Origin of the sequence: Blastococcus saxobsidens DD2 (genome assembly GCF_000284015.1) — a bacterium.
GTDB classification, from domain to species: domain Bacteria; phylum Actinomycetota; class Actinomycetes; order Mycobacteriales; family Geodermatophilaceae; genus Blastococcus; species Blastococcus saxobsidens_A.
Map to the genome: position 1 here is coordinate 4,550,185 of NC_016943.1, position 20,576 is coordinate 4,570,760.

Below are 20,576 nucleotides of genomic sequence, written 5' to 3' on the forward strand. Positions count from 1 at the left end.
GACGTCCTCGGCTCGGTGGTGGTCTCCTCATCGTCGACGACCGGACCCGGCGCGGGGTGCCCGGACCGGGTGTGACCTCCACTGCAGTGGCTGCGTGACGGTCGGGTCTCGTCGCCGAACACGTCGACGTCCTCGGACCATCGGGGACTGACCCGATCCGACCACGGACGTGGTCACGATCAGCGCCGCCTCCTCAGCAGCGGCAGGAGGAACCACGTGGTCGCCACGGCGGCGAAGAGTGCGGTCGCGGCGGCCACCGCGGCCGCGGTCGGGAACAACACGTCAGTCACCAGGAAGACCACCGCCGGAAGGGCGATCCCGAGGAGCGCGATCCCTCCGACGGCCTGCCGGGAGGCAGTGGCCACGAGGCGCTCCTTGTCGTAGGACCGGCTAGTCAGGCGGTGGTAAGCCGTTTCCCCGAGGAACAGGACGATCGCGAAAGCAGTGGACAGGAAGGCCACGAAGTAGGCGACCACGTCGAGGTCCTCGACCCGGGCGAACCGCGAGCTGAACGGCACGGTGAGCAGGAAGGCGAAGAGGACCGTCGCGGCCGCGAGCAGCACACGCAACTCGCTCGTCAGCTCGGCGAGTTCGCGGTCGGGATCCGGCTCCGCAGGGCTGGGCACCCGGCGGAGCCTACTGCGGCGCTCGATTTCCCCTGTCCTGACCGCGCACGGCCGAAGACCCGGTATCCAGGTGGCAGCTCCTGCACCGTACGAGCCACAACCGGATCAGCCGGCGGCGGCGACCGCCCACGGCTCCGGGCCCATGCACGACGCTGAGACCTACCGTCGTCACACGACTGCAACCCCTCGACCGGCCTCGTCTCCCTCGCTCCGGGCAAGCGCTCCACCAGCAGGACATCCTGGCCGAACGTCGAGAGAGGCCCCACTCATGTTCCAGCGTCGACGCACTTCGACCGCCGCCCCCTACGCCGCCCTGCTGGGCGGACCCTGTTCCTGGCCGGATGCGGGGAGGAGACCGCGGTGCAGGAGGGCGGTCCTGCCGCTGTCGCGGTGATCCAGGACGAGCCCGTGACGGTCGAGGCCGAGGTCCAGGAGATCGTCGGACCGTTCGCCTTCACCGTCGGGGAGGACGACACGCTCATCCTCAGCGCCACCGAGCCCGCCGTCGACAAGGGCGACGACGTGCTGGTCACAGGCATCGTGCGGAGCTTCGTGGTCGCCGACGCCGTGGAGACGGTGCCGTGATGCCGTGCACGGCCCGACGTCCGGCGGCGTCCTTGGTCAGCCGGCGATGCGGTTGAACTTCGGCGTGGCGCCCATGCCGTCCACGCTGGCGATCTTCACGACGTCGCCCGAGGTCGGGGCGTGCACCATCTGGCCGTTGCCGAGGTAGATCCCGATGTGGCTGACCGGGCTGTAGAAGGCGACCAGGTCGCCGGGGCGGGCCTCGGCGCGGGACACCTGCGTGCCCATCGAGGCCTGGTTGCGGCTGGCGCGCGGCAGGCTGATCCCTGCGGCGCGGTAGGCGTACTGCACCAGGCCCGAGCAGTCGAAGGACCCGGGGCCCGTCGCCGCCCACACGTACGGCTTGCCGCGCTGGGCCAGGGCCGTGTCGACGGCGACCTGCACCGCTCCGCTGCCGGCCACCACCGGGGCCGAGGGGTCGGGGGCCTGCCGCTCGCTGCGGCTCGCGCGCTCGGGCTCGGCCGGGGGCTCTGCGGCGGAGGATTCGGCGGCGGAGGGCTCCGCGGGGTGGTGCGCGGCCAGGACGGCCTGGCGCTCCGCGGCGCTGAGCCGTTCGAACTGCGCCCGGTAGTCGGCGATCTGCTGCTCGAGCTCGGCCTGCTGGCCGAGGGCGGTGTCATAGGTGGCCTGGGCCTGCGCGGCGGCCTGCTGGGCGGCCGCCTGGGCCTGCGCGGCGGCGACGTTCGCCTGGGCCGCCTGCTGGAGGACGCCGTTCTGGTGCCCGGCGATCGTCTCGAGGATCGCCACCCGGTTGACGAACTCGTCGGCGGACTCACTGGTCAGCAGGGCCTGGAAGGAGCCGAGGCCCTCGCCGGTGAAGGCGCTCCGCGCGATGCCGCGGACCGACTGCTGCGCCTGCGCCAGGGTCGCCGTGGCCTTCTCCAGCTCGGCGGCGGCGCCCGCCGCGGCCGCCTGCTGCGCCGCGAGGGTGTCCTGGGCCTCGTTGAACTGCTCGGTGACGATTTCGAGCTGGTGGCCGCGCTCGGCGACCAGCCGGGCCGCCTCGGCGGAGGTGCCCGGCGAGCCGGGCGCCGCGGAGACGGGCACCGTGCCGAGCAGGATGCCGATGGTGCCGACGAGAGCCACACCGGCCCGCCGGACGGTGCGGCGGGCGGTGGTGCGCAGGGGGGTCGCCATGGTGCGGCGGCTCTCCGATCTCTTCCACGAGCCGGCCCGTCGCCCGCTGACCGCAACCTGTGCGGGGAGACCGGCTCGACGGCGCCCACGGGTGTCACTCATTCAGTGACTGAACGCCCCGGCGGGCATACTCACCGTAAGCGTCGTGACCCGGCCGTGACAATGCCCCGAACAACATTCGTGTCATTTCGCCTGCGCGCCTCGTCCCGATGCGCCCGCCCGCGGTCCCCGGCTCGGTCAGGGCACCACCCACTCGCCGTGACACCCTGGGCAGCAATGCCGTCCCACCGGTTTCGCCGACGGACCGGGGGACACGTACGGGGGCATGGACCTGCGCGAACCCGTGGTGCCGCACGACGCCGGCTGCCGGGCGCCCGGCGCCGGCGACGACGCCGAGTGACCGGGCCCAGGTGAGCCGGGCGGTCCGGCCGGGGGCCGATGAGGGGTCCTGGGACGACGCCGGCCCTGACGGCGGCCGCGGGCTCCGGGCCGCGCTCCGCGGCGTCGTCCCCGGCGTCCGCGCCCGGCTCGTGGGCCGCGACCTGGCCCTGATCGCGGCCGGGCTCACCTTCTACGCCGGCATCGCCGTCGTACCCCTGCTGGTCCTGGCCTTCGGGCTGACCGCCTGGCTCACCTCCGCCGAGCGGGTGCAGCAGCTCGGCACCCGGCTGGCCGAGCTGCTACCGGACGAGCTCGGCGCACCCGACGCGGTGGCGCGGCTGGTGGACGCCGGAGCCGAGCTGGACCTCGTGGGAGCGCTGCTGGCCCTGCTGCCCATGTCGCTCTACGGCGAAGGCCTCCGGCGGGCCCTGCTGCGCTTCAGCTCCCGGCACGAGGGCATGACCGGCTGGCGCGGACGGCTCGCCGCCGTGCCGCTGCTCCTGCTCACCCCGGTCCTGCTGTACCCCCTGCTGCTCGCCGCGTCCCTCATGGCCGACCTCGCCGCCCGCGGCGGGTTCGCGGCCACGACGGGCCAGGTGGCGCTGGGCTACTACGCGGTCCTGGCCGCGCTCACCGTGCCGCTGGCCTGGGGCTTCCGGGTCGTGGGCGGCAGCCGGGTGCGCTGGCCGGCCCTGACGGCGGGCGCGCTCTTCACCGCTGCCTGCCTGTCGGGGTTCCTGCAGGGGTTCGTGCTCTTCCTGGCGCTGCCCCTCGACCTCGGCGCACCGTTCGGCGGGCTCGACGTCGTCGGCGGGGTGGTGGCGCTGGGCCTGTGGCTGTTCGCGCTGCACCTCGTCGTGCTGTGCGGCTGGCTGGCCACCCAGTCCCTGGACCAGGAGCTTGCCCGCGGCTCAGCGCGGGGGCAGGCGGTCGGCCAGCCGCCGGTCGACCCAGGCCTGGACCTCGGCTAGGTCGGGGGACTCCGGCGGCGGGGGGCCGTCCGCGACGGGCCCCGGCGGGGTGGGCGGTGGTGGCGGGCCCGCCGGCGGCACGACCGGGGGTGGTGGCGGCGGTGGCGGCGGTGGCGGCGGCGGTGGTGGCGGCGGTGGCGGTGGCGGCGGCGGTGGTGGCGGCGGTGGCGGTGGCGGTGGCGGCACGTACCGGGAGCCGTTGCTGACCAGGACGGAGACCACCTGACCAGGGACGGCGCGCCCCCCCGCCGGCGGGCTGGTGCCCAGAAGCTCCCCCGCCGGCAGGGCGCTGTCCACCCGGACGACCCAGTCGACGAAACCGGCCCGGCTCAGCACGTCCTGGCAGTGGGCCGGCTCCGAGCAGCGCGGCACCGGGATCGTGTTGCCCCGGACCACGGCCGGATCGGCGGGCGGGAAGTCGCTGCTCCCCCGCGCGGTCAGGATCGGCGCCATCGCGTCGTGCCAGATCGTCGCGCCCTTGTCACCGCCGAAGCCGCCGACGTCCTCGGCCACCTTGGGGTCGAACACCATCACGCTCGCGGCGACCTCGGGGGTGTAGCCGACGAACGCGACCGAGACGTTCCCCTGCGTGGTTCCCGTCTTGCCGGCGATCTGGTGCCCGGGCACGTACGCACGCCGGCCGGTCTGGCCGGCGTACCCGGGCTCGACGTCCTTGCGGAGCATCTGGTTCAGCGTGTTGGCCACCCCGGCCGGGATCGCCTCGGGCGTGCACCGGTCGCCGTCCACGAGCGGCGCTCCGTCGTCGCCGACGACCGGGTCGCCGTGCCGGTCGAGCAACCCGGTCACGGGGACGACGTCGCACCGGGTGCCACCGGCGGCCAGCGTCGAGTAGGCGCTGGCCAGCCCGAGCGGGCTGGTCGCCTCGGGACCGAACGCGAACGAGCCGTTGTTCTCGTCGATGGTCCGCTGGGCGAGCCCGGCCGGCCCGTGCGCGTACAGCCCCATGCGCTCGGCCATGCGCACCGGTTCGGCCACGCTGCCCAGGGCGTCCTCGAGCGCGAGGAAGTAGGTGTTGGAGGACTGGTACAGGGCCGTCGTCAGGTCGAGGGTGTCGCGGTAGCTCCCGGAGTTGCGCACCGGGTACGGCCCGCCGTCCTTCTCGTACACGCGGGAGTAGTACGGGCTGGGCGCGGTCAGGGTGTACTCGGTGGAGTAGCCCCGGGCCAGCGCGGCCGCGGCGACGAACACCTTGTACGTGGACCCGGCGCCGCGGCTCGGCTCGGCGTTGAGGTTGACCGACTCCTGCCTCGGGTCGGTCTCGTCGTGGCCGAAGATCCGGTTGGCGCTCATCGCCAGCAGGTGACCCGTCCCCGGCTCCACCGCGGTGAAGGTCGCCGCCCGGGAGCTCTCCAGCGGCTCGGTGGCGACCACCGCGGCGTCCCCGGCGCGCTGCAGCTCCGGGTCCAGCGTCGTCTGGATGACGTAGCCGCCGACGTCCAGGTCCTCCTGCGTGAGGCCGAGGTCCTGGAGGAGGTATCCCTGCACGAAGTCGCAGACGTAGGCCCCCACGGTCGCCTCCGCGCACCCGCGGGGCGGTGCCGGGGCGGGCGACAGCCCGAGGGGGGCGGCCGACACCTCGCCCTGCTGCTCCGGGGTGATGTAGCCCTGGTCGGCCATCCGGGCCAGCACCTGGTTGCGGCGCACCGTCGCGCCCTCGGGGTCGCTGAACGGGTCGTGATCCAGCGGGCTCTGCACCAGGCCGGCGAGCAGCGCGGCCTGCGGCAGGGTCAGCGCGGCGGCGTCCACGCCGAAGAAGGCCTGCGCGGCCGACTGGACGCCGTAGGCGTTCCGCCCGAAGTAGACGATGTTGAGGTAGCGGGTGAGCAGCTCGTCCTTGGTGTAGGCGTCCTCGAACGCCAGCGCCAGCCGTGCCTCCCGGAGCTTGCGGCCGAACGTCTTCTCGGTGGCCGCATCGCGTTCGGCCTCGGTCCGGGCGGCCTGCAGCAGGGTCTGCTTGACCAACTGCTGGGTGAGGGTGGACCCACCCTCCTCCACCTCCCCCGCGGCGATGTTCGTGAGGAGTGCGCGCACGGTGCCCTGCACGTCGAGTCCGCCGTGCTCGTGGAAACGGGCGTCCTCGACCGCGATCAGCGCCTGGCGCATCACCTCGGCGATCTGGTCGGACCGGACCGGGGCACGGTTCTCCCGGTAGAAGGAGGTGATGACCTCGCCGTTCGCGGCGAGCATGACCGTGTTGCGGGGCGGCACGTCGACGGAGAACTCGCGCGGCGGATCACCGAGCAGGGCCGAGGACTGCCGGGCGGCCAGGGCCGGGCCACCCACCCAGGGCAGCAGCAATCCGGCCAGCACCGCGCCGGCCAGCAGGACCGCGCCGGTCAGTCGGAGCAGCGTTCGGCCCGTGCCCGTGCGCGACTCCATGACCCTCCTACCGCTCCGAGCGGCCAGCTCAGCAGGAATGATCACGCGCCACAAGCATCCTCGCGGCGAGGGCACAACCGGAACCGTCCCGTCCGCCTCCCGGGACCCGCCCGTCCCACCCGCTACCCGCCGTCCCGGAGGAGCGGTGCCGGGAGGTCCCCGCGGTGCAGCACGACGAGGCGGCCGTCCAGCGCGCGGTGCGCGCCGACCGGCCGCGGTTGGATGGGCCCATGTCTGAATCGATGCTGGCCGGCCGGCTGAACGTCCGCACCCGCGAGTTCACGGTGAAGGAGGTCCCGAAGCCGACCCCCGGCCCCGGTGAGGTGCTGATCAAGGTGGCCGCCGCCGGCATCTGCCTGTCCGACGTGCACCTCATCGAGGGCGAGCTGTCGCCGCTGTTCCTGTCCGGCGACGAGGTGACGCTCGGGCACGAGGTGGCGGGTACGGTCGCGGCCCTCGGCGCCGGTGTCGAGGAGTGGAGCGAGGGCCGGCGGGTGCTGCTGCAGGCCGGCGAGGAGAAAGCCGGCTGGGTGCACACCCGCGGCGTCGACTACGACGGCGGCTGGGCGGAGTACGCGCTGGCGACCGCCGGCACCGTCGTCCCCATCCCCGACGAGCTGCCGTTCGAGCAGGCCTGCATCGTCCCCGACGCCGTCTCGACGCCCTGGGCCTCGATCGTGCGGACGGCACAGGTGCGACCCGCGCAGCCCGTGGGCGTCTGGGGCATCGGTGGGCTCGGTGCGCATGCGGTGCAGCTGCTGCGGCTGGCCGGGGCTGCGCCGATCATCGCCGTCGACCCGGTCCCCGCGGCCCGGCAGCGGGCGCTGGAGTTCGGCGCCGACCTGGCGCTGGACCCGGCCGACGACATCGCCACCCGGGTCCGCGAGCTCACCGGTGGGGCGGGCCTGGCGTTCGCCTTCGACTTCGCCGGTGTGGCGGCCGTGCGGGAGCAGGCGGTCCGCTGCCTGGAGCGCGACGGCGCGCTCGTGCTCGTCGGGCTGACCGACCAGCCGCTCAGCATCCGGAACGGCACACAGTTCAGCTACTTCGGGCAGCGGATCCTCGGCCACTACGGCTCCGAGCCCGGCCACGTCGAGGAGCTCGTCGCCCTGGTGCGGCACCACCGGCTCGACCTGTCCCGGTCCATCTCCGGCACGCTCCCCCTCACCGAGGCGGCCGACGGGGTGCAGCGGCTGGCGAACAAGGAGGGCAGCCCCATCCGCCTGGTGATCACGCCGTAGGGGCGACACCGCGGGTGGCAGCTCGCCATCCTCACCCTGCGGTCGCCGTCCTCGCGTTGCAGAGTGAGGGCGGCGGCCGTACGGCGAGGCTCGCCGAGACGACCACGGCGCCGACGATCCCTGGCGCGGCGCTAGGCGGGGCGGTCGCCCGGTTCGACGATGGTGACGGCGACGGCGCGGAACTGCTTGGGGGTCTCCAGCAGCACCGCCTTGGTCGGCTCCCCCACGTCGACGGCGTCGTCCCGCCGGAGGGCGGCCAGCGGGCGCAGCCGCGGGTCGGCCAGGACGTCGTCGACCAGGCCGCGGTCGCCGCCGGTGAACAGCGCCGCGAGCCCCTCGGCGTGTGGCAGCAGCACCCGGGCGGCGGTCTCCACGGCGTGGCCGACCACGGCGTCGGTCTGGTTGGCCCGACGGCGGGCGAACCGCTGCTGCGACCAGCCGCCGGCGGCCGTCCGGCCCTGCACCTGCCGGGCGTCGACCTTGGACACGACCAGCTGGTCGCCGTCGAAGACGCCGACGGCCCACCGGCCGCGCCGCACGAGCAGCACGGCGGCCCGCCGGTCCCGCTGCGCGGCCGCGGTGAAGCCGGCCAGCAGCGGCGGTTCGGGCGTCCAGCCGAACGGGGCCCGCAGCGTGACGGCGGTGGTGTCCGCGCAGGCGATGCGCAGCCCGTCGTCGGCCGGCGTCACTTCGGTGAAGGCGCCGTGCCGGCTGGCGACGCCGTCCAGCCAGCGGCCCAGCCGCTCGGGGCTCACCCCGAGCTGCCGGCCACCGCCGGGCGCCGGTCGTGGCCGGGTCACCGCCGGGTCAGCCGGCCAGCGCGGGCTCGGCGACGTGCTCGGCGGGCACGTGCAGCAGCCGCTGGAAGCACGCGACGACGACCGCCGCGATCCCGGCCGCCACCGTGGCCACCAGGAACGCCGTGTTGGCGCCGTGGACGTCGACGAGCTTGCCGGCCACGGAGGCACCCAGCGCCACGCCCAGCCCCAGGGCCGTGCCGATCCAGGTGAAGGCCTCGGTGACCGCGGCCCGCGGCACGAGCAGCTCGGCGAGGGTGAACGAGCTGATCAGCGACGGCGAGACCGCGATCCCGGCGACGATCACGAACGGCACCATCAGCCAGATGTCGCGGACCAGCAGCAGCGGCACGGTGAGCACGGTCAGGACCACCAGGGCGACGGCCAGCCGCAGCCGCAGCGGCACGCGCCAGTGCACGATGCCCCAGCCGATGCCGCTGGCCATGGAACCGAGCGCCAGCCCCGCGATGAGCACGCCGGCCAAGGACTTGTGGCCCAGCTCGTCGGCGAACGCGACCAGCGCGATCTCCAGCGTGCCGAGGATGGCGCCCACCGCGGCCCCGACGACGAACAGCACCCGCAGCCCGGTGGTCCGGATGGCCGACGGGCCCTGCCGGCTCGCGTGCCCGTGCGGCTCGGGCTCGGTGCGCCGCTGGGCGGCGAACAGCAGGCTGCCCACGGTGGCGAGCGTGAAAGCCGTGACCACGCCCGAGGTCGCGTGCCCCGTGGTCGAGAGGAACGTGACCAGCACCGGGCCGACGATGAAGACGAACTCGTCGACGACGGACTCGAACGCCAGCGCCGTGGGCAGCCGGTGGCTGCCGCGCAGCAGGTAGGTCCACCGGACGCGGATCATCGAGGAGACCGGCGGGATGCAGGCCCCGGCCAGCCCGGCGGAGGCGAAGACGATCCAGAGCGGCCAGGCCTCGCGCACGGAGAAGAGGAAGACCAGCCCGGAGGCGACGAAGACCAGCAGCACCGGCAGCAGGACCCGGCGCTGGCCGTGGGTGTCGGCCCAGCGGCCGAGCAGCGGCCCCGCGATCGCCGTGGTCACCGCACCCACCGCGGCCACCGCGCCGCCGAGGCCGTAGGAACCCGTCTCCGACGCGATGAGCAGCACCGATCCCAGGCCCACCATCGACAGGGGCAGCCGGCCGACGAACGCGGCCAGCACCATGGGCAGGGCGTGCGGCGTCCGGAGGACCTGCAGGTAGGGATTGGGCACGAGCGAAGGAGCCTCCGGAAGCGGGAAGGTGCGTCGCCACGCTAACCGAACCGGGCCCGGCACGCCGTGACCGAGGCGGGACACCGACCTCCGTCGTGATCAGGTCACCTGATCCAACGGGGTCCTGGCTCAGCACCGGTGGTGAGCCAGGACCCGGAACGATCAGGTCACCTGATCAACGATGGGCGGGGCGCGGACGGCGAGGGCCCGGACCGCAGCTGCGGTCCGGGCCCTCGAGGTCGGTCGCCTTACGCGAGCCGGCTCTTCAGGATCTCCAGCTCGTCCCACATGGTGCTCGGCAGCTTGTCACCGAACTTCTCGAACCACTCGGTGATCTGTGGGATCTCCTGGCGCCACTCGTCGGGCTTGACGGCGAGGGCGGCCTCGACCTGCTCCGGGGTCATGTCCAGGCCCGAGACGTCGAGCGAGTCGACGGTGGGCACGTGGCCGACGGGGGTCTCGACGGCGGCCGCGGTGCCCTCCAGCCGCTCGATGACCCACTTGAGCACCCGGCTGTTCTCGCCGAAGCCCGGCCACAGGAAGCCGCCGTCCTCGTCCCGGCGGAACCAGTTGACGTAGAAGATCTTCGGCAGCTTGCTGGCGTCGTGCTGCTTGCCGGTGTCCACCCAGTGACCGAAGTAGTCACCGGCGTTGTAGCCGATGAACGGCAGCATGGCGAACGGGTCGCGGCGGACGACGCCGACGGCGCCGGTGGCGGCGGCGGTCGTCTCCGAGGACAGCGTGGCCCCCATGAAGACGCCGTGGTTCCAGTCCCGGGCCTCGCTGACCAGCGGGATCGTGGTCTTGCGGCGCCCACCGAAGAGGATCGCCGAGATCGGCACGCCCTTCGGGTCCTCGTACTCCGGAGCCAGGATCGGGCACTGCGTGATCGGCGTGCAGAAGCGGCTGTTCGGGTGGCTGGAGAGCTCGTCGCTGTCCGGCGTCCAGTCCCGGCCCTTCCAGTCGGTCAGGTGGGCCGGCGGCTCGTCGGTCATGCCCTCCCACCAGATGTCGCCGTCGTCGGTCAGGGCGACGTTGGTGAAGACCGAGTTGCCCTTGTCGATCGTGCGCATGGCGTTGGGGTTGGTGTCCCAGCCGGTGCCCGGCGCGACGCCGAAGAGGCCGAACTCGGGGTTGAGGGCGTAGAGACGGCCGTCCTCGCCGAAGCGCATCCAGGCGATGTCGTCGCCGAGGGTCTCGACCTTCCAGCCCGGGATCGTCGGCTCGAGCATCGCCAGGTTGGTCTTGCCGCAGGCCGAGGGGAAGGCCGCGGCGATGTAGTACGTCTTCTGCTGCGGGTTGGTGAGCTTGAGGATCAGCATGTGCTCGGCCAGCCAGCCCTCGTCGCGCGCCATGACCGAGGCGATGCGCAGCGAGTAACACTTCTTGCCCAGCAGGGCGTTGCCGCCGTAACCCGAGCCGTAGGACCAGATGGCCCGCTCCTCGGGGAACTGCACGATGTACTTGGTGTCGCTGCACGGCCACGGGACGTCCTGCTGGCCCTCGTCGAGCGGGGCGCCGAGGGAGTGCATGGCCGGCACGAAGGGCCGGTCCTCGCCCATGGCGTCGAGCACGTACTGGCCGATGCGGGCCATGACCCGCATCGAGACGACGACGTACTCGGAGTCGGTGAGCTCGACACCGAACATCGGGTTCTCGGCCTCGACCGGGCCCATGCAGAACGGGATGACGTACATCGTCCGGCCGCGCATCGACCCCCGGTACAGCCCGGTCATGATCGACTTCATCTCGTTCGGGTCCATCCAGTTGTTGGTGGGACCCGCGTCGGCCTCGTCGACCGAGCAGATGTAGGTGCGGTCCTCGACGCGCGCGACGTCGCTGGGGTCGGAGGCGCAGTGGAAGGAGTTGGGCTTCTTCTCCAGGCGGGTGAAGGTGCCGGCGTCGACCAGCTGCTGGGTGAGCCGCTCCCACTCCTCGTCGCTGCCGTCGACCCAGACCACCCGGTCCGGCGTCGTCAGCTCGGCCATCTCGCGCACCCACGCCAGCAGGCGGGCGTGCGTGGTGGGGGCGTTCTCCAGACCGGGGGTGGCCACGGAAGTCACGGCGTCTCCATCCTCATGGGTTGCCGGGGCGGAGTCCTGCACCGGCGGTGGTGCCATACGAACCGCGACCGCCTGAGCGGCCGACCGGATCGGGTCAGGGTACAAGCGCCGACATGCGTCTGTAACCGAGACGAATGTTACGTATAGGACGTCTTGTCCTCAGCTCGGAACAGCCCCCTGGGCCGCGTTGTTCGCCACATTCCGTGAACACTCCCGCGCTCGCGACGCCGCTCCGCCTCCGTGGGGTCACCCTGCGCAATCGCCTGGTCGTCGCCCCGATGTGCCAGTACTCGGTCACCGATGGCTTCGTCTCCGACTACCACCTCGTCCACCTGGGCCGATTCGCTCTCGGGGGCTTCGGGCTGGTGCTCGTCGAGGCCACCGGGGTGACGGCGGAGGGACGGATCAGCCACGGCGACGTCGGCCTGTGGTCCGACGAGCACGTCCCCGGGCTGGCCCGCGTCGTCGACTTCCTGCACGCCGAGGGCGCCGCGGCGGGCATCCAGCTGGCGCACGCCGGAGCCAAGGCGAGCAGCCGGCGGCCCTGGGACGGCGGCGGCCCGGTCACCGAGGAGAACGCCCGTCCGGGAGAACACCCCTGGCCGACGGTCTCGGCGAGCGCCGTCCCGGCCGGGGACGGGTGGCCGGTCCCCTCCGCGCTCACCGTCGAGGAGCTGGCCGGCGTGCGCGACGCGTTCGTCGCGGCCGCCCGCCGGGCCGACGCCGCGGGGTTCGACGTCGTCGAGGTGCATGCCGCGCACGGCTACCTGCTGCACCAGTTCCTGTCCCCGCTGACCAACCGGCGCGACGACGGGTACGGCGGTTCGCGAGAGGCGCGGATGCGGTTCCCGCTGGAGGTGGTGGACGCCGTGCGCGCGGTCTGGCCCGAGGAGAAGCCACTGGTCGTGCGGGTCTCCGCAGTCGACGGCTCCCTGGACGGACTCACCCTCGAGGACACCGTGGCACTGGCCCGGGAGCTGGCGGCCCGCGGGATCGACGCCGTGGACGTGTCCGGCGGCGGGATCGGCAGCGGCTGGGAGCACCCGATCGGCTACGGCTACCAGGTGCCCTTCGCCGCCACGCTGCGCGCCGAGGCCGGCATCCCGACCATGGCCGTCGGGCTCATCGTCGACGCCCGGCAGGCCGAGGCGGTCGTCGCCGGCGGCGCCGCGGACCTGGTCGCGGTGGCCCGGGAGGCGCAGGACGACCCGAACTTCGCCGTCCATGCCCTCCGCGAGCTCACCGCGGCCTACGACGCCTACCCGGTGCAGGCCGGGCCGCGGCTGGCGTCCCGGGACCGGCTGCTGGGCACGCTGGGACCGTGGACCGGCCCGGAGCCGGTCCAGGTGCAGCCCGCCTGACGGAGGACGGCCACCAGGCCGCCGGCAGCGGGCGCACGGAACGCCTCCACGGCGGTGGTCGGAGTCCTAGGGTGCGCCGGCATGGCGCACCCCTCCGCCCTCGTCCGCGCCGCCACGTTGCAGCTGGCCGCCGGCCTGGCCGGCCAGGTGGTCGCCCTCCGCCGGCGCCGCTCCTACGACATCCCGTTCATGACGGGCAGTCCGGACCACGTGGGGCGTGACTCCTGGTGGTTCGGCACCGCGATCAGCGCCCCGTCGTACATGCTCGGGACGCAGGTGTGGGCCATCGCCCGCCTGCTCCGCGGTCCGGACGACCGTGCGCGCTGGGCGCTGCGCGTGCTCGGCACCGGGATGACCGCGGGGTACCTCTCCGAGCGGCCCTGCCGGCGACGGGTCACCCCGGCCGGCTTCGACCCGGTGGAGACACCCGTCGTGGTCGCCGGCTGGGCCGGTTCCGTCGCGATGGCGCTGCTGGGCCGACCTCAGCCGCGACCGTAGACCGGGCCCGTCCCGGCGAGGAAGGCGTCCCAGTCGCCGGGCGCGGGATCGCCGCTCACCTCGGCGCCGAACTTCTCCAGGTACCAGTGCCAGCCCATCGCGAAGTCGGTGACGTCGGCGTCGGCCGGGAACACCTGGACGAACCGCAGCCACGTCCGCCCGCCCTCGGACCACAGGTCGAGGGCCACCGACCAGTCCTCGGTCTCCTGCTGCGTCCACTCCACGACGAGCCGGTGCGGCGGATCGCACTCGCGGATCGTCATCGGCTCACCGACCTGCTCCTCCTCCTGCGTCATCGTGAACGTGCCCGTCGCGCCGACCGCGCGCTCGCCGTCATAGGTGCCGATCCAGCGCACCATCCGGCCCGGTTCGGTCAGCGCCGCCCAGACGTCCTCGACGGGATCCGGCCAGGACCGCCGGAACTCCAGGCGCTGCCGCCCGTCCGCCGTCCGCGTGACGGTTCCCCGCCGGGTCACCGGGTCCGGGTCCGTGCCGTCTGCGGTCATGCCGGTCCCCCACTCCTGGGCGCCCGCCGTCCGCGGGCGATCTCGGTGTCCAGTGCGTCCAGCCGCTGGGCCCAGAGGTCGCGGTAGGGCTCCAGCCAGTCGTCGATCTCCCGCAGCGGTCGCGGGTCGAGCGCGTAGCGCCGCCGCCGGCCCTCGGTGCGTGCCGTGACCAGCCCCGCCTCGCGCAGCACCCGCAGGTGCCGGCTGATCGCCGGCCGGCTCACCGGGAAACGGTCGGCGAGCTCACCCGCCGTCCGGTCGCCGCCCGCCAGGACGGCGAGGAGCTCCCGTCGCGTCGGGTCCCCGAGCACCTGCAGCGCCTCCACGGGAGAGACGTAACAGGACGGTTACGCATCCGTCCAGGGGTTGCCGCGCGGTGCGCCGGGAAAGGAGGTCGCCATGACCGTCACAGATCCCGACGTCCCCGACCCGCTCAACGACCCGCGCACCACCCAGGCCGATCCGGGCGCCTACGGCGAGGGCGCCGACCTCGCATCGGCCGTCGACGACCCGGCGGCGACCGGCGAGGAGGAACTGGCCACCGGCCAGACGCGCTCGGACGAGGCCGGTGGCGGCGACGTCACCGGCGGCGCGTTCTCCGACGGCCCGTCCACCTGAGTGTGTGACGGATCGGTCCTTCCGGGTAGGGCCGGGGCCGTACCCGCACGGCAACGCACCGAGGAGGACCGATGTCCACCGGTGAGACCGGCTTCGAGGACGTCTACTACGACCTCATCTCCGTCCAGTACCACTCGCTCAAGGCCGGGCACGACTACGGCCAGTACGTCCGGGACGCCGAGAACGCGGGCCTGGACGACGTGGCGAGTTTCTTCCGCGACGTGATGGCGGAGGACTCCGCCCGCGCGAAGCGCTGCCACGAGCTGCTGGGCCGGCTGCAGGGCACCGGGCAAGGCGGCCCCGCCACCCAGTAGCGGGCAGGCCAGAATGGGCGGGTGATCCGCACTGCGCTGACCCGCCGGTTCGACCTCACCACGCCGGTCATCGGCGCCCCGATGGCCGGCGTGTCCGGCGGCGAACTGGCCGCAGCGGTCTCGCTCGGCGGCGGGCTCGGGATGATCGGCGTCGCGGGCAGCACCACCGTCGACTTCCTCGCGCGGCAGTGCGCCGTCCCCACGGCGCGGGCGGTGCCCTTCGGCGTCGGCCTGATGGCGTGGGTGCTGCCCGACCGGCCCGATCTCCTGGACGCCACCATCGCCGCGCGGCCCAGCCTGGTGTCGATCTCCTTCGGCGACCCGGCACCGTACGTCGGCCCGCTGCGTGCGGCCGGGATCGCCGTGGCGGCCCAGGTCAACACCGTGGCCGACGTCCACCGCGCCCAGGCCGCCGGGGTGGACCTCCTGGTCGCGCAGGGCAGCGAGGCCGGCGGGCACACCGGCGCCCGCGCCACGTTGCCCCTCCTGCAGGAGGTCCTCGCCCTCGCCGACCGGCCGGTGGTGGCCGCCGGAGGGATCGCCACCGGCCGCGGGATGGCGGCCGCACTGGCCGCCGGTGCGACGGGCGTGTGGATCGGAACGGCCCTGCTGGCCTGCCCCGAGGCGCTGAACACCCCGCGGGCCCGGGCCCGCGTGCGGGCGGCGGCCGGGGAGGAGACCGTCCTCACCCGCGCCTTCGACGTCGCCCAGGGGCTGGCCTGGCCCGAGCGCTGGCCCGGCCGCGCCCTGGTGAACGACTTCTCCCGCACCTGGCACGGGCGCGAGGAGGAGCTGGCCGCCGATCCGGACGCCCGCGGGCGCGTCGTGGAGGCCCGGCGCACCGACGACCTGGACCAGGGCCCGCTCTACGCCGGCGAGGCGGTCGGGCTGGTCACCGACGAGCGCTCGGCCACCGACGTCGTCCGCGGCCTCAGCGCGGACGCCGAGCAGGCGCTGCGGAGCGTGTCGGAGCTGGTCGACTAGTTCAGCGTTCGGCAGCCGGCACCGTGGTCAGCGGGTGGGCGTCCGCCCACGCCCGCTCGAGGACCTGGAGCAGCAGATCGGCCGGCTGGGCGCCGGCGGCGCCGTACTTCCGGTCCACCACGAAGAACGGGACGCCGGTCGCGCCGAGCGCCTGGGCGGTCGCGGCGTCCTGGCGGACCGCGGCCAGGTAGCGGCGGTCGGCCAGCGCCGCACGCACCTCGGCCTCGTCGAGGCCGACCTGCACCGCGAACGGCACCAGCGACTCGACGTCGAAGACCGGCCGGCCTTCCTCGAAGTAGCCGTGCAGCAGGAGTTCCTTGAGCTCGTTGCGCTTCCCGTGCTCGGCGGCCAGGTGCAGCAGTTCGTGGGCGAGCAGGGTGTTGCCGCTGACGCCGTCGGCCAGGTGGTACTCCAGCCCCTCGGCGGCGGCCAACTGCTCCACCTGCGTCATGTTCTGCCGCATCTGCTCCTCGCTGGCGCCGTACCTGCGGGCCAGCGCAGGGAGCGTCGAGTGCGTCTCGCCCTCGGGCACCGACGGGTCGAGCTGGAAGGAGCGCCACACCACCTCGACCCGGTCGCGGTGCGGGAACTCCGCCAGCGCGGTCTCCAGGCGGCGCTTGCCGATGAAGCACCAGGGACAGACGACGTCGGACCAGACCTCTACCTGCATGCCCGGCCCAACGCCGTCGCGCCGTCCACCGATTCCCGGCAGCCGGCCGCCGGCCGCGGCGGTCAGCCTCCGGTGAAGGAGCGCACGCCCACCAGGTCGACGACGAAGACCAGCGTCGCGCCCGGCTTGATGACGCCACCGGCGCCGCGCTCGCCGTAGGCCTTGTGCGGCGGGATGGTGAGCCGGCGGCGGCCCCCGACCTTCATGCCGACGATGCCCTCGTCCCAGCCCTGGATGACCATGCCGACGCCCACCCGGAACTCCAACGGGTCGCCGCGGTCCCAGGAGGCGTCGAACTGCTCGCCGACGTCGTGGGTGACGCCGACGTAGTGGGCGCTCACCAGGTCGCCGGCCTCGGCCTCGGGACCGTCGCCGACGACGAGGTCCTCGATCACCAGGTCGTCGGGGGCGGGCCCGGTGGGCGGCTCGACGTCCGGTCGGGTCAGCTCGGCCACGAGACCTCCTCGCCGGCGCTCGTCGGCCGGGTCGCCGACGGCGCTCCACTCATGCGTGCCCTCGCAAGCTCGGTCACCGGTTCTCCCTCCCGCGCCGGGGCTCTCCCGACGCCGTCGGGCTCCATCCAAGCAGTGGTAGGGGCCACCGGCTCGGGGCCGGGGTCGGCCGAGCCCGTCGCCGCCCACGCGCCGCGGTCACCGTCCTCGCGGTGCAGCACGAGGTCGGCGACCGGTCGGTGAGGCCGGCGCGCTGAGCCCTCCCGCCGCCCCGATCGCCGTGCGCGGGGCCGCCCGGCGTGCTGGGCTGGGCCCATGGCCGCTGACCAGCAGGAGGGCGGGCAGGTCGCATGGTGGACCCGTGCCGTCGTCTACCAGGTGTATCCGCGCTCCTTCATGGATTCCGACGGCGACGGGGTCGGCGACCTCGGCGGCCTCCTGCTGCGGCTGGATCACCTGGCCGACCTCGGCGTCGACGTCGTCTGGCTCTCGCCGGTCTACCCCTCACCGCAGGCCGACAACGGCTACGACATCAGCGACTACCAGGACATCGATCCGCTCTTCGGCTCGCTGGAGCAGCTGGACGAGCTGATCTCCGCGATGCACGCGCGGGGGATGAAGCTGGTCATGGACCTGGTCGTCAACCACACCAGCGACCAGCACCCGTGGTTCCTGGAGGCCCGGTCGTCCACGGACTCCGCCAAGCGCGACTGGTACTGGTGGCGGCCGCCGCGCGCCGGGATGGCGGCCGGCGAGCCGGGTGCCGAGCCGACGAACTGGCAGTCGTTCTTCTCGGGCCCCGTGTGGGAGCTCGACGAGCCGTCGGGCGAGTACTACCTGCACCTGTTCGACCGCCGCCAGCCGGACCTGAACTGGGAGAACCCGGACGTCCGGCAGGCGGTCTACGCGATGATGCGCTGGTGGCTCGACCGCGGGGTCGACGGCTTCCGCATGGACGTCATCAACATGATCAGCAAGGACGTCGGACCGGACGGGCACCTGCACGACGGCCCGCCGCTGCCCGGATCCTCGCTGGGTGACGGCTCGGCGTCCTACCTCTCCGGGCCGCGGATCCACGAGTTCCTGCAGGAGATGCACCGCGAGGTGTTCACCGGGCGCTCGGACGCGCTGCTGACCGTGGGGGAGATGCCGGGCGTGACGGTGGAGCAGGCACGGCTGTTCACCGATCCGGCCCGCGGCGAGGTGGACATGGTGTTCCAGTTCGAGCACGTGGGGCTGGACCACGGGACGTCGAAGTGGGACGTCCACCCGCTGCGGCTGCGCGACCTCAAGGCGTCGTTCGGCCGCTGGCAGGCGGGACTGGCCGAGGTGGGGTGGAACTCTCTCTACTGGGACAACCACGACCAGCCGCGCGCGGTCTCCCGCTTCGGCGACGACTCCCCCGAGTTCCGCCGCGACTCGGCCACCTGCCTGGCCACGCTGCTGCACCTGCACCGCGGGACGCCGTACGTCTACCAGGGCGAGGAGATCGGGATGGCGAACTTCCCGTTCACCGCCCTGGAGGAGTTCCGCGACATCGAGTCGCTCAACCACCACGTGCAGGCGGTGTCGGCCGGGGACGACCCGGCGCACGTGCTCGCCGCCCTGCGGACCATGGGCCGGGACAACGCGCGCACGCCGGTGCAGTGGGACGCCACTCCGAACGCGGGCTTCACCACCGGGACGCCGTGGATCGCGGTCAACCCCGACCATGCCGAATGGAACGTCGCCGCCCAGCGGGACGACGAGCAGTCGGTGCTGGCCCACCACCGGCGGCTGATCGCCCTGCGGCACACCGACGACGTCGTCGCCCTGGGCGACTTCCACATGCTGCTGCCCGGCCACGACGAGGTGTACGCCTTCACCCGGTCCCTGGACGGCGACACGTTGCTGGTCGTCTGCAACCTGTCCCGGACGCCGTACCGGCTGGCCGAGCTGCTCCCGGAGGCGCCGGGGGCCGAGCTGGTGCTGGGCAACCTGCCGGACGACGACCCGGCGCAGCTGCGCCCCTGGGAGGCCCGCGTGCTGCGCGTGTGACGACCGTTCGCTGACCTAAGGTCCTCCTCCGTGGGGCGGGTCGTCGAGGCGGTGCTGCCCGCCCGCATGGGGACGCCGTTCCGCTGGCTGGTCGGCTCCTCGTGGGTGCGCAACCTCGGCGACGGCATCGCCCTGGCCGCCGGGCCGCTGCTGGTCGCCTCGCAGACCTCCGACCCGTTCCTCGTCGCGCTCGGGCGCGCACGCCTTCGTCTGGGGGACGACGTCGCGAACGGTGCGCATGCGGGCGGTCCCGCCCTCCCTGCAGGGCCGGGTGGGCAGCGTCTACCTGATCGGCGTCGTCGGCGGCATCGTGCTCGGCCAGCTCATCGGCGGGCTGCTCGCCGATGCGTGGGGCCTTACCGCGCCCTTCTGGTTCGCCTTCGTCGGGTCGGCGGTCATCCTGGCGCTGATCTGGCGGGAGCTGGCTCACATCGCGCACGCCGACGAGACCGCGCCCGCGCCCGCGCCCGCGCCCGCGCCCGTGGAGTGAGCATGGGATCCGGGCGGACCCGCGCGGCCCGTGGTGCAATGCGAGGCGGGCCGGCCGAGGCACCAGGGACGGGACAGGACGAGATGCAGGACCACAGCTCCCGCTCCGGCGACGCACTCCCTCGCCGTCCCCGCGGGTGGGGGTCGGTGCAGCGCACGTGGGCCCGGCACCCGCGGTTCGGGCTGGCCGTCCGGGCGGCCGTCGCCGCGTCGGCGGCCTGGGGGCTGGCCCAGCTGCTCCCCGCCCCGCTGGCCGACTACCCGTACTACGCCCCCCTGGGCGCGGTCATCGCCACGACCGCCACCACGCTCGCGGGATCGGTGCGGACGTCGGCGCAGACGGTCGCCTCGATCGCGCTCGGGGCCGCCGTCGCCGTTGCCGGGGACGCGGTGCTCGACCACCGGCTGGTCACCGTGGCCGTGGTCGTGGCCGCCGGCGTGCTGCTGGCCGGCTGGGAGCGGCTGGGCAGCCCCAGCAGCTGGCTGCCCACCTCGGCGCTGTTCGTGCTGATCCTCGGCCACGACAACCCCGCCGCCTACGTCCTGGGCCTCGGAGGGGTCACTTTCCTCGGCGCACTCGTCGGCGTCGCCGTGGCCGCGGCGTTCCCCCCGCTCCCGCTGGTGCCCGCGGAGCAGACCCTGGCGGCGCTGCGCGACACCCTCGCCGGGCAGCTCGACGACGTGGTGGACGGGTTGCGGCAGGAGCACCCGCCGACGCAGGACGAGTGGCGCGGGCGGAGGCGGACGATCGACCCGCTGCTCGCCCAGATGCGCTCGGCGGTGCAGCAGACCGACGAGGCCCGGCGCGGTAACCGCCGCGCCGGGCGGTACCGGCTCGCCGCGGACCGGCTGTACCGGCAGGCCCGCGCGCTGGAGAGCCTCACGCTCCTGGTCGAGGACCTCACCCTGGTGATCGCCGAGACGGAGATCGCGGAGAACGAGCGGGTGGCGCTCGGGCCGCACCTGCGCCCGGCGGCGGGGCAGACCCTCGCCGCGCTGGCCGGTGCGCTGCGGTCGGTCGACGGGGCGGCGGCCGACCCCGGCGCGATCGGCCGGGCGGACGCCGCCGTCGAGGCGTTCACCGCGGAGCTGCGCCGGGCGCGAGCCACCACCGACGACGACCTGTTCGAGGCCGGGAACATCGTGGAGAACGTTCGCCGGTCGCTGGCCGCGGTGCGTCCGACCGTCCACGACGCCTGACCCTCGACCACGACGGCGCCG

21 protein-coding genes are annotated in these 20,576 nt (G+C 73.9%); 11 read left to right on the top strand and 10 right to left on the bottom strand.

Annotated elements, in window-relative coordinates; all coding sequences use genetic code 11:
* Positions 1-179 precede the first annotated feature (179 nt).
* The gene (locus BLASA_RS21555; RefSeq protein ID WP_014378388.1) at positions 180-626 is read right to left on the bottom strand and encodes a DUF6328 family protein; all 447 of its coding nucleotides are present in this window, start codon (positions 624-626) and stop codon (positions 180-182) included.
* 408 nt (positions 627-1,034) lie between these two features.
* On the opposite strand from BLASA_RS21555, the gene BLASA_RS21560 reads away from it, so the two are divergent.
* Positions 1,035-1,211, top strand: a complete 177-nt coding sequence (locus BLASA_RS21560; protein WP_166486621.1) for a hypothetical protein — start codon at positions 1,035-1,037, stop codon at positions 1,209-1,211.
* 36 nt (positions 1,212-1,247) lie between these two features.
* Here BLASA_RS21560 and BLASA_RS21565 read toward each other — a convergent pair whose 3' ends face one another.
* Positions 1,248-2,348: a C40 family peptidase gene (locus BLASA_RS21565; protein WP_014378390.1), complete on the bottom strand. Its 1,101-nt coding sequence runs from the start codon at positions 2,346-2,348 to the stop codon at positions 1,248-1,250.
* A gap of 410 nt (positions 2,349-2,758) precedes the next feature.
* Here BLASA_RS21565 and BLASA_RS21570 point away from each other — a divergent pair, with 410 nt between their 5' ends.
* Positions 2,759-3,700 (top strand): YhjD/YihY/BrkB family envelope integrity protein, encoded by a 942-nt coding sequence (locus BLASA_RS21570; protein ID WP_014378391.1) that lies wholly within the window; start codon positions 2,759-2,761, stop codon positions 3,698-3,700.
* Here BLASA_RS21570 and BLASA_RS21575 read toward each other — a convergent pair.
* Entirely contained in the window at positions 3,641-6,100 is a 2,460-nt protein-coding gene (locus BLASA_RS21575; protein WP_014378392.1) for a penicillin-binding protein, read from the bottom strand. The genes BLASA_RS21570 and BLASA_RS21575 overlap by 60 nt on opposite strands.
* Before the next feature lie 230 nt (positions 6,101-6,330).
* Between BLASA_RS21575 and BLASA_RS21580 the strand changes: the two genes are divergently transcribed.
* Positions 6,331-7,341, top strand: a complete 1,011-nt coding sequence (locus BLASA_RS21580; protein WP_041776847.1) for a zinc-binding dehydrogenase — start codon at positions 6,331-6,333, stop codon at positions 7,339-7,341.
* 131 nt (positions 7,342-7,472) lie between these two features.
* Here the strand turns inward: BLASA_RS21580 and BLASA_RS21585 are convergent, their stop codons facing one another.
* From BLASA_RS21585 to BLASA_RS21595, 3 genes are all read right to left on the bottom strand, one after another.
* Positions 7,473-8,141 (bottom strand): acVLRF1 family peptidyl-tRNA hydrolase, encoded by a 669-nt coding sequence (locus BLASA_RS21585; protein WP_051005091.1) that lies wholly within the window; start codon positions 8,139-8,141, stop codon positions 7,473-7,475.
* A gap of 7 nt (positions 8,142-8,148) precedes the next feature.
* Positions 8,149-9,363, bottom strand: coding sequence for an MFS transporter (locus tag BLASA_RS21590; RefSeq protein ID WP_014378395.1), 1,215 nt, complete (start codon positions 9,361-9,363; stop codon positions 8,149-8,151).
* A 248-nt stretch (positions 9,364-9,611) separates the two neighbouring features.
* Entirely contained in the window at positions 9,612-11,426 is a 1,815-nt protein-coding gene (locus BLASA_RS21595) for a phosphoenolpyruvate carboxykinase (GTP) (RefSeq protein ID WP_014378396.1), read from the bottom strand.
* Between the two features lie 203 nt (positions 11,427-11,629).
* On the opposite strand from BLASA_RS21595, the gene BLASA_RS21600 reads away from it, so the two are divergent.
* Together BLASA_RS21600 and BLASA_RS21605 are read left to right on the top strand one after the other, a co-directional pair.
* Positions 11,630-12,787: an NADH:flavin oxidoreductase/NADH oxidase gene (locus BLASA_RS21600; protein WP_014378397.1), complete on the top strand. Its 1,158-nt coding sequence runs from the start codon at positions 11,630-11,632 to the stop codon at positions 12,785-12,787.
* A gap of 81 nt (positions 12,788-12,868) precedes the next feature.
* Complete coding sequence (locus tag BLASA_RS21605; protein WP_014378398.1) at positions 12,869-13,285, top strand: hypothetical protein; 417 nt, start codon at positions 12,869-12,871, stop codon at positions 13,283-13,285.
* Here the strand turns inward: BLASA_RS21605 and BLASA_RS21610 are convergent.
* Together BLASA_RS21610 and BLASA_RS21615 are read right to left on the bottom strand one after the other, a co-directional pair.
* The gene (locus BLASA_RS21610) at positions 13,270-13,791 is read right to left on the bottom strand and encodes an SRPBCC domain-containing protein (RefSeq protein ID WP_014378399.1); all 522 of its coding nucleotides are present in this window, start codon (positions 13,789-13,791) and stop codon (positions 13,270-13,272) included. The genes BLASA_RS21605 and BLASA_RS21610 overlap by 16 nt on opposite strands.
* Complete coding sequence (locus tag BLASA_RS21615) at positions 13,788-14,117, bottom strand: ArsR/SmtB family transcription factor (protein WP_014378400.1); 330 nt, start codon at positions 14,115-14,117, stop codon at positions 13,788-13,790. The genes BLASA_RS21610 and BLASA_RS21615 overlap by 4 nt, the downstream gene beginning before the upstream one ends.
* A 73-nt stretch (positions 14,118-14,190) precedes the next feature.
* Between BLASA_RS21615 and BLASA_RS21620 the strand changes: the two genes are divergently transcribed.
* The 3 genes from BLASA_RS21620 (at position 14,191) to BLASA_RS21630 (ending at position 15,707) form a co-directional block, all read left to right on the top strand.
* Positions 14,191-14,409 carry a hypothetical protein gene (locus tag BLASA_RS21620; RefSeq protein ID WP_014378401.1) on the top strand — a complete coding sequence of 73 codons (219 nt, stop codon included), beginning with the start codon at positions 14,191-14,193 and terminating at the stop codon, positions 14,407-14,409.
* A 71-nt stretch (positions 14,410-14,480) separates the two neighbouring features.
* On the top strand, positions 14,481-14,723 hold the full coding sequence (locus BLASA_RS21625; RefSeq protein ID WP_014378402.1) for a hypothetical protein: 243 nt from the start codon (positions 14,481-14,483) through the stop codon (positions 14,721-14,723).
* Between the two features lie 21 nt (positions 14,724-14,744).
* Positions 14,745-15,707, top strand: a complete 963-nt coding sequence (locus tag BLASA_RS21630) for an NAD(P)H-dependent flavin oxidoreductase (RefSeq protein ID WP_014378403.1) — start codon at positions 14,745-14,747, stop codon at positions 15,705-15,707.
* Position 15,708: 1 nt separating this feature from the next.
* Here BLASA_RS21630 and BLASA_RS21635 read toward each other — a convergent pair whose 3' ends face one another.
* Both BLASA_RS21635 and BLASA_RS21640 read right to left on the bottom strand, forming a co-directional pair.
* The gene (locus BLASA_RS21635) at positions 15,709-16,377 is read right to left on the bottom strand and encodes a DsbA family oxidoreductase (RefSeq protein ID WP_014378404.1); all 669 of its coding nucleotides are present in this window, start codon (positions 16,375-16,377) and stop codon (positions 15,709-15,711) included.
* 62 nt (positions 16,378-16,439) lie between these two features.
* Positions 16,440-16,832: an FKBP-type peptidyl-prolyl cis-trans isomerase gene (locus tag BLASA_RS21640; RefSeq protein WP_014378405.1), complete on the bottom strand. Its 393-nt coding sequence runs from the start codon at positions 16,830-16,832 to the stop codon at positions 16,440-16,442.
* A 312-nt stretch (positions 16,833-17,144) separates the two neighbouring features.
* Here BLASA_RS21640 and BLASA_RS21650 point away from each other — a divergent pair, with 312 nt between their 5' ends.
* From BLASA_RS21650 to BLASA_RS21660, 3 genes are all read left to right on the top strand, one after another.
* A complete protein-coding gene (locus BLASA_RS21650; RefSeq protein ID WP_014378407.1) occupies positions 17,145-18,866 on the top strand; it encodes a glycoside hydrolase family 13 protein in 1,722 nt (573 codons plus the stop codon).
* A gap of 238 nt (positions 18,867-19,104) precedes the next feature.
* Positions 19,105-19,356 (top strand): hypothetical protein, encoded by a 252-nt coding sequence (locus BLASA_RS21655; protein WP_041775902.1) that lies wholly within the window; start codon positions 19,105-19,107, stop codon positions 19,354-19,356.
* A gap of 146 nt (positions 19,357-19,502) precedes the next feature.
* Positions 19,503-20,555, top strand: a complete 1,053-nt coding sequence (locus tag BLASA_RS21660) for a hypothetical protein (RefSeq protein ID WP_014378408.1) — start codon at positions 19,503-19,505, stop codon at positions 20,553-20,555.
* The last annotated feature ends 21 nt before the right edge of the window (positions 20,556-20,576 follow it).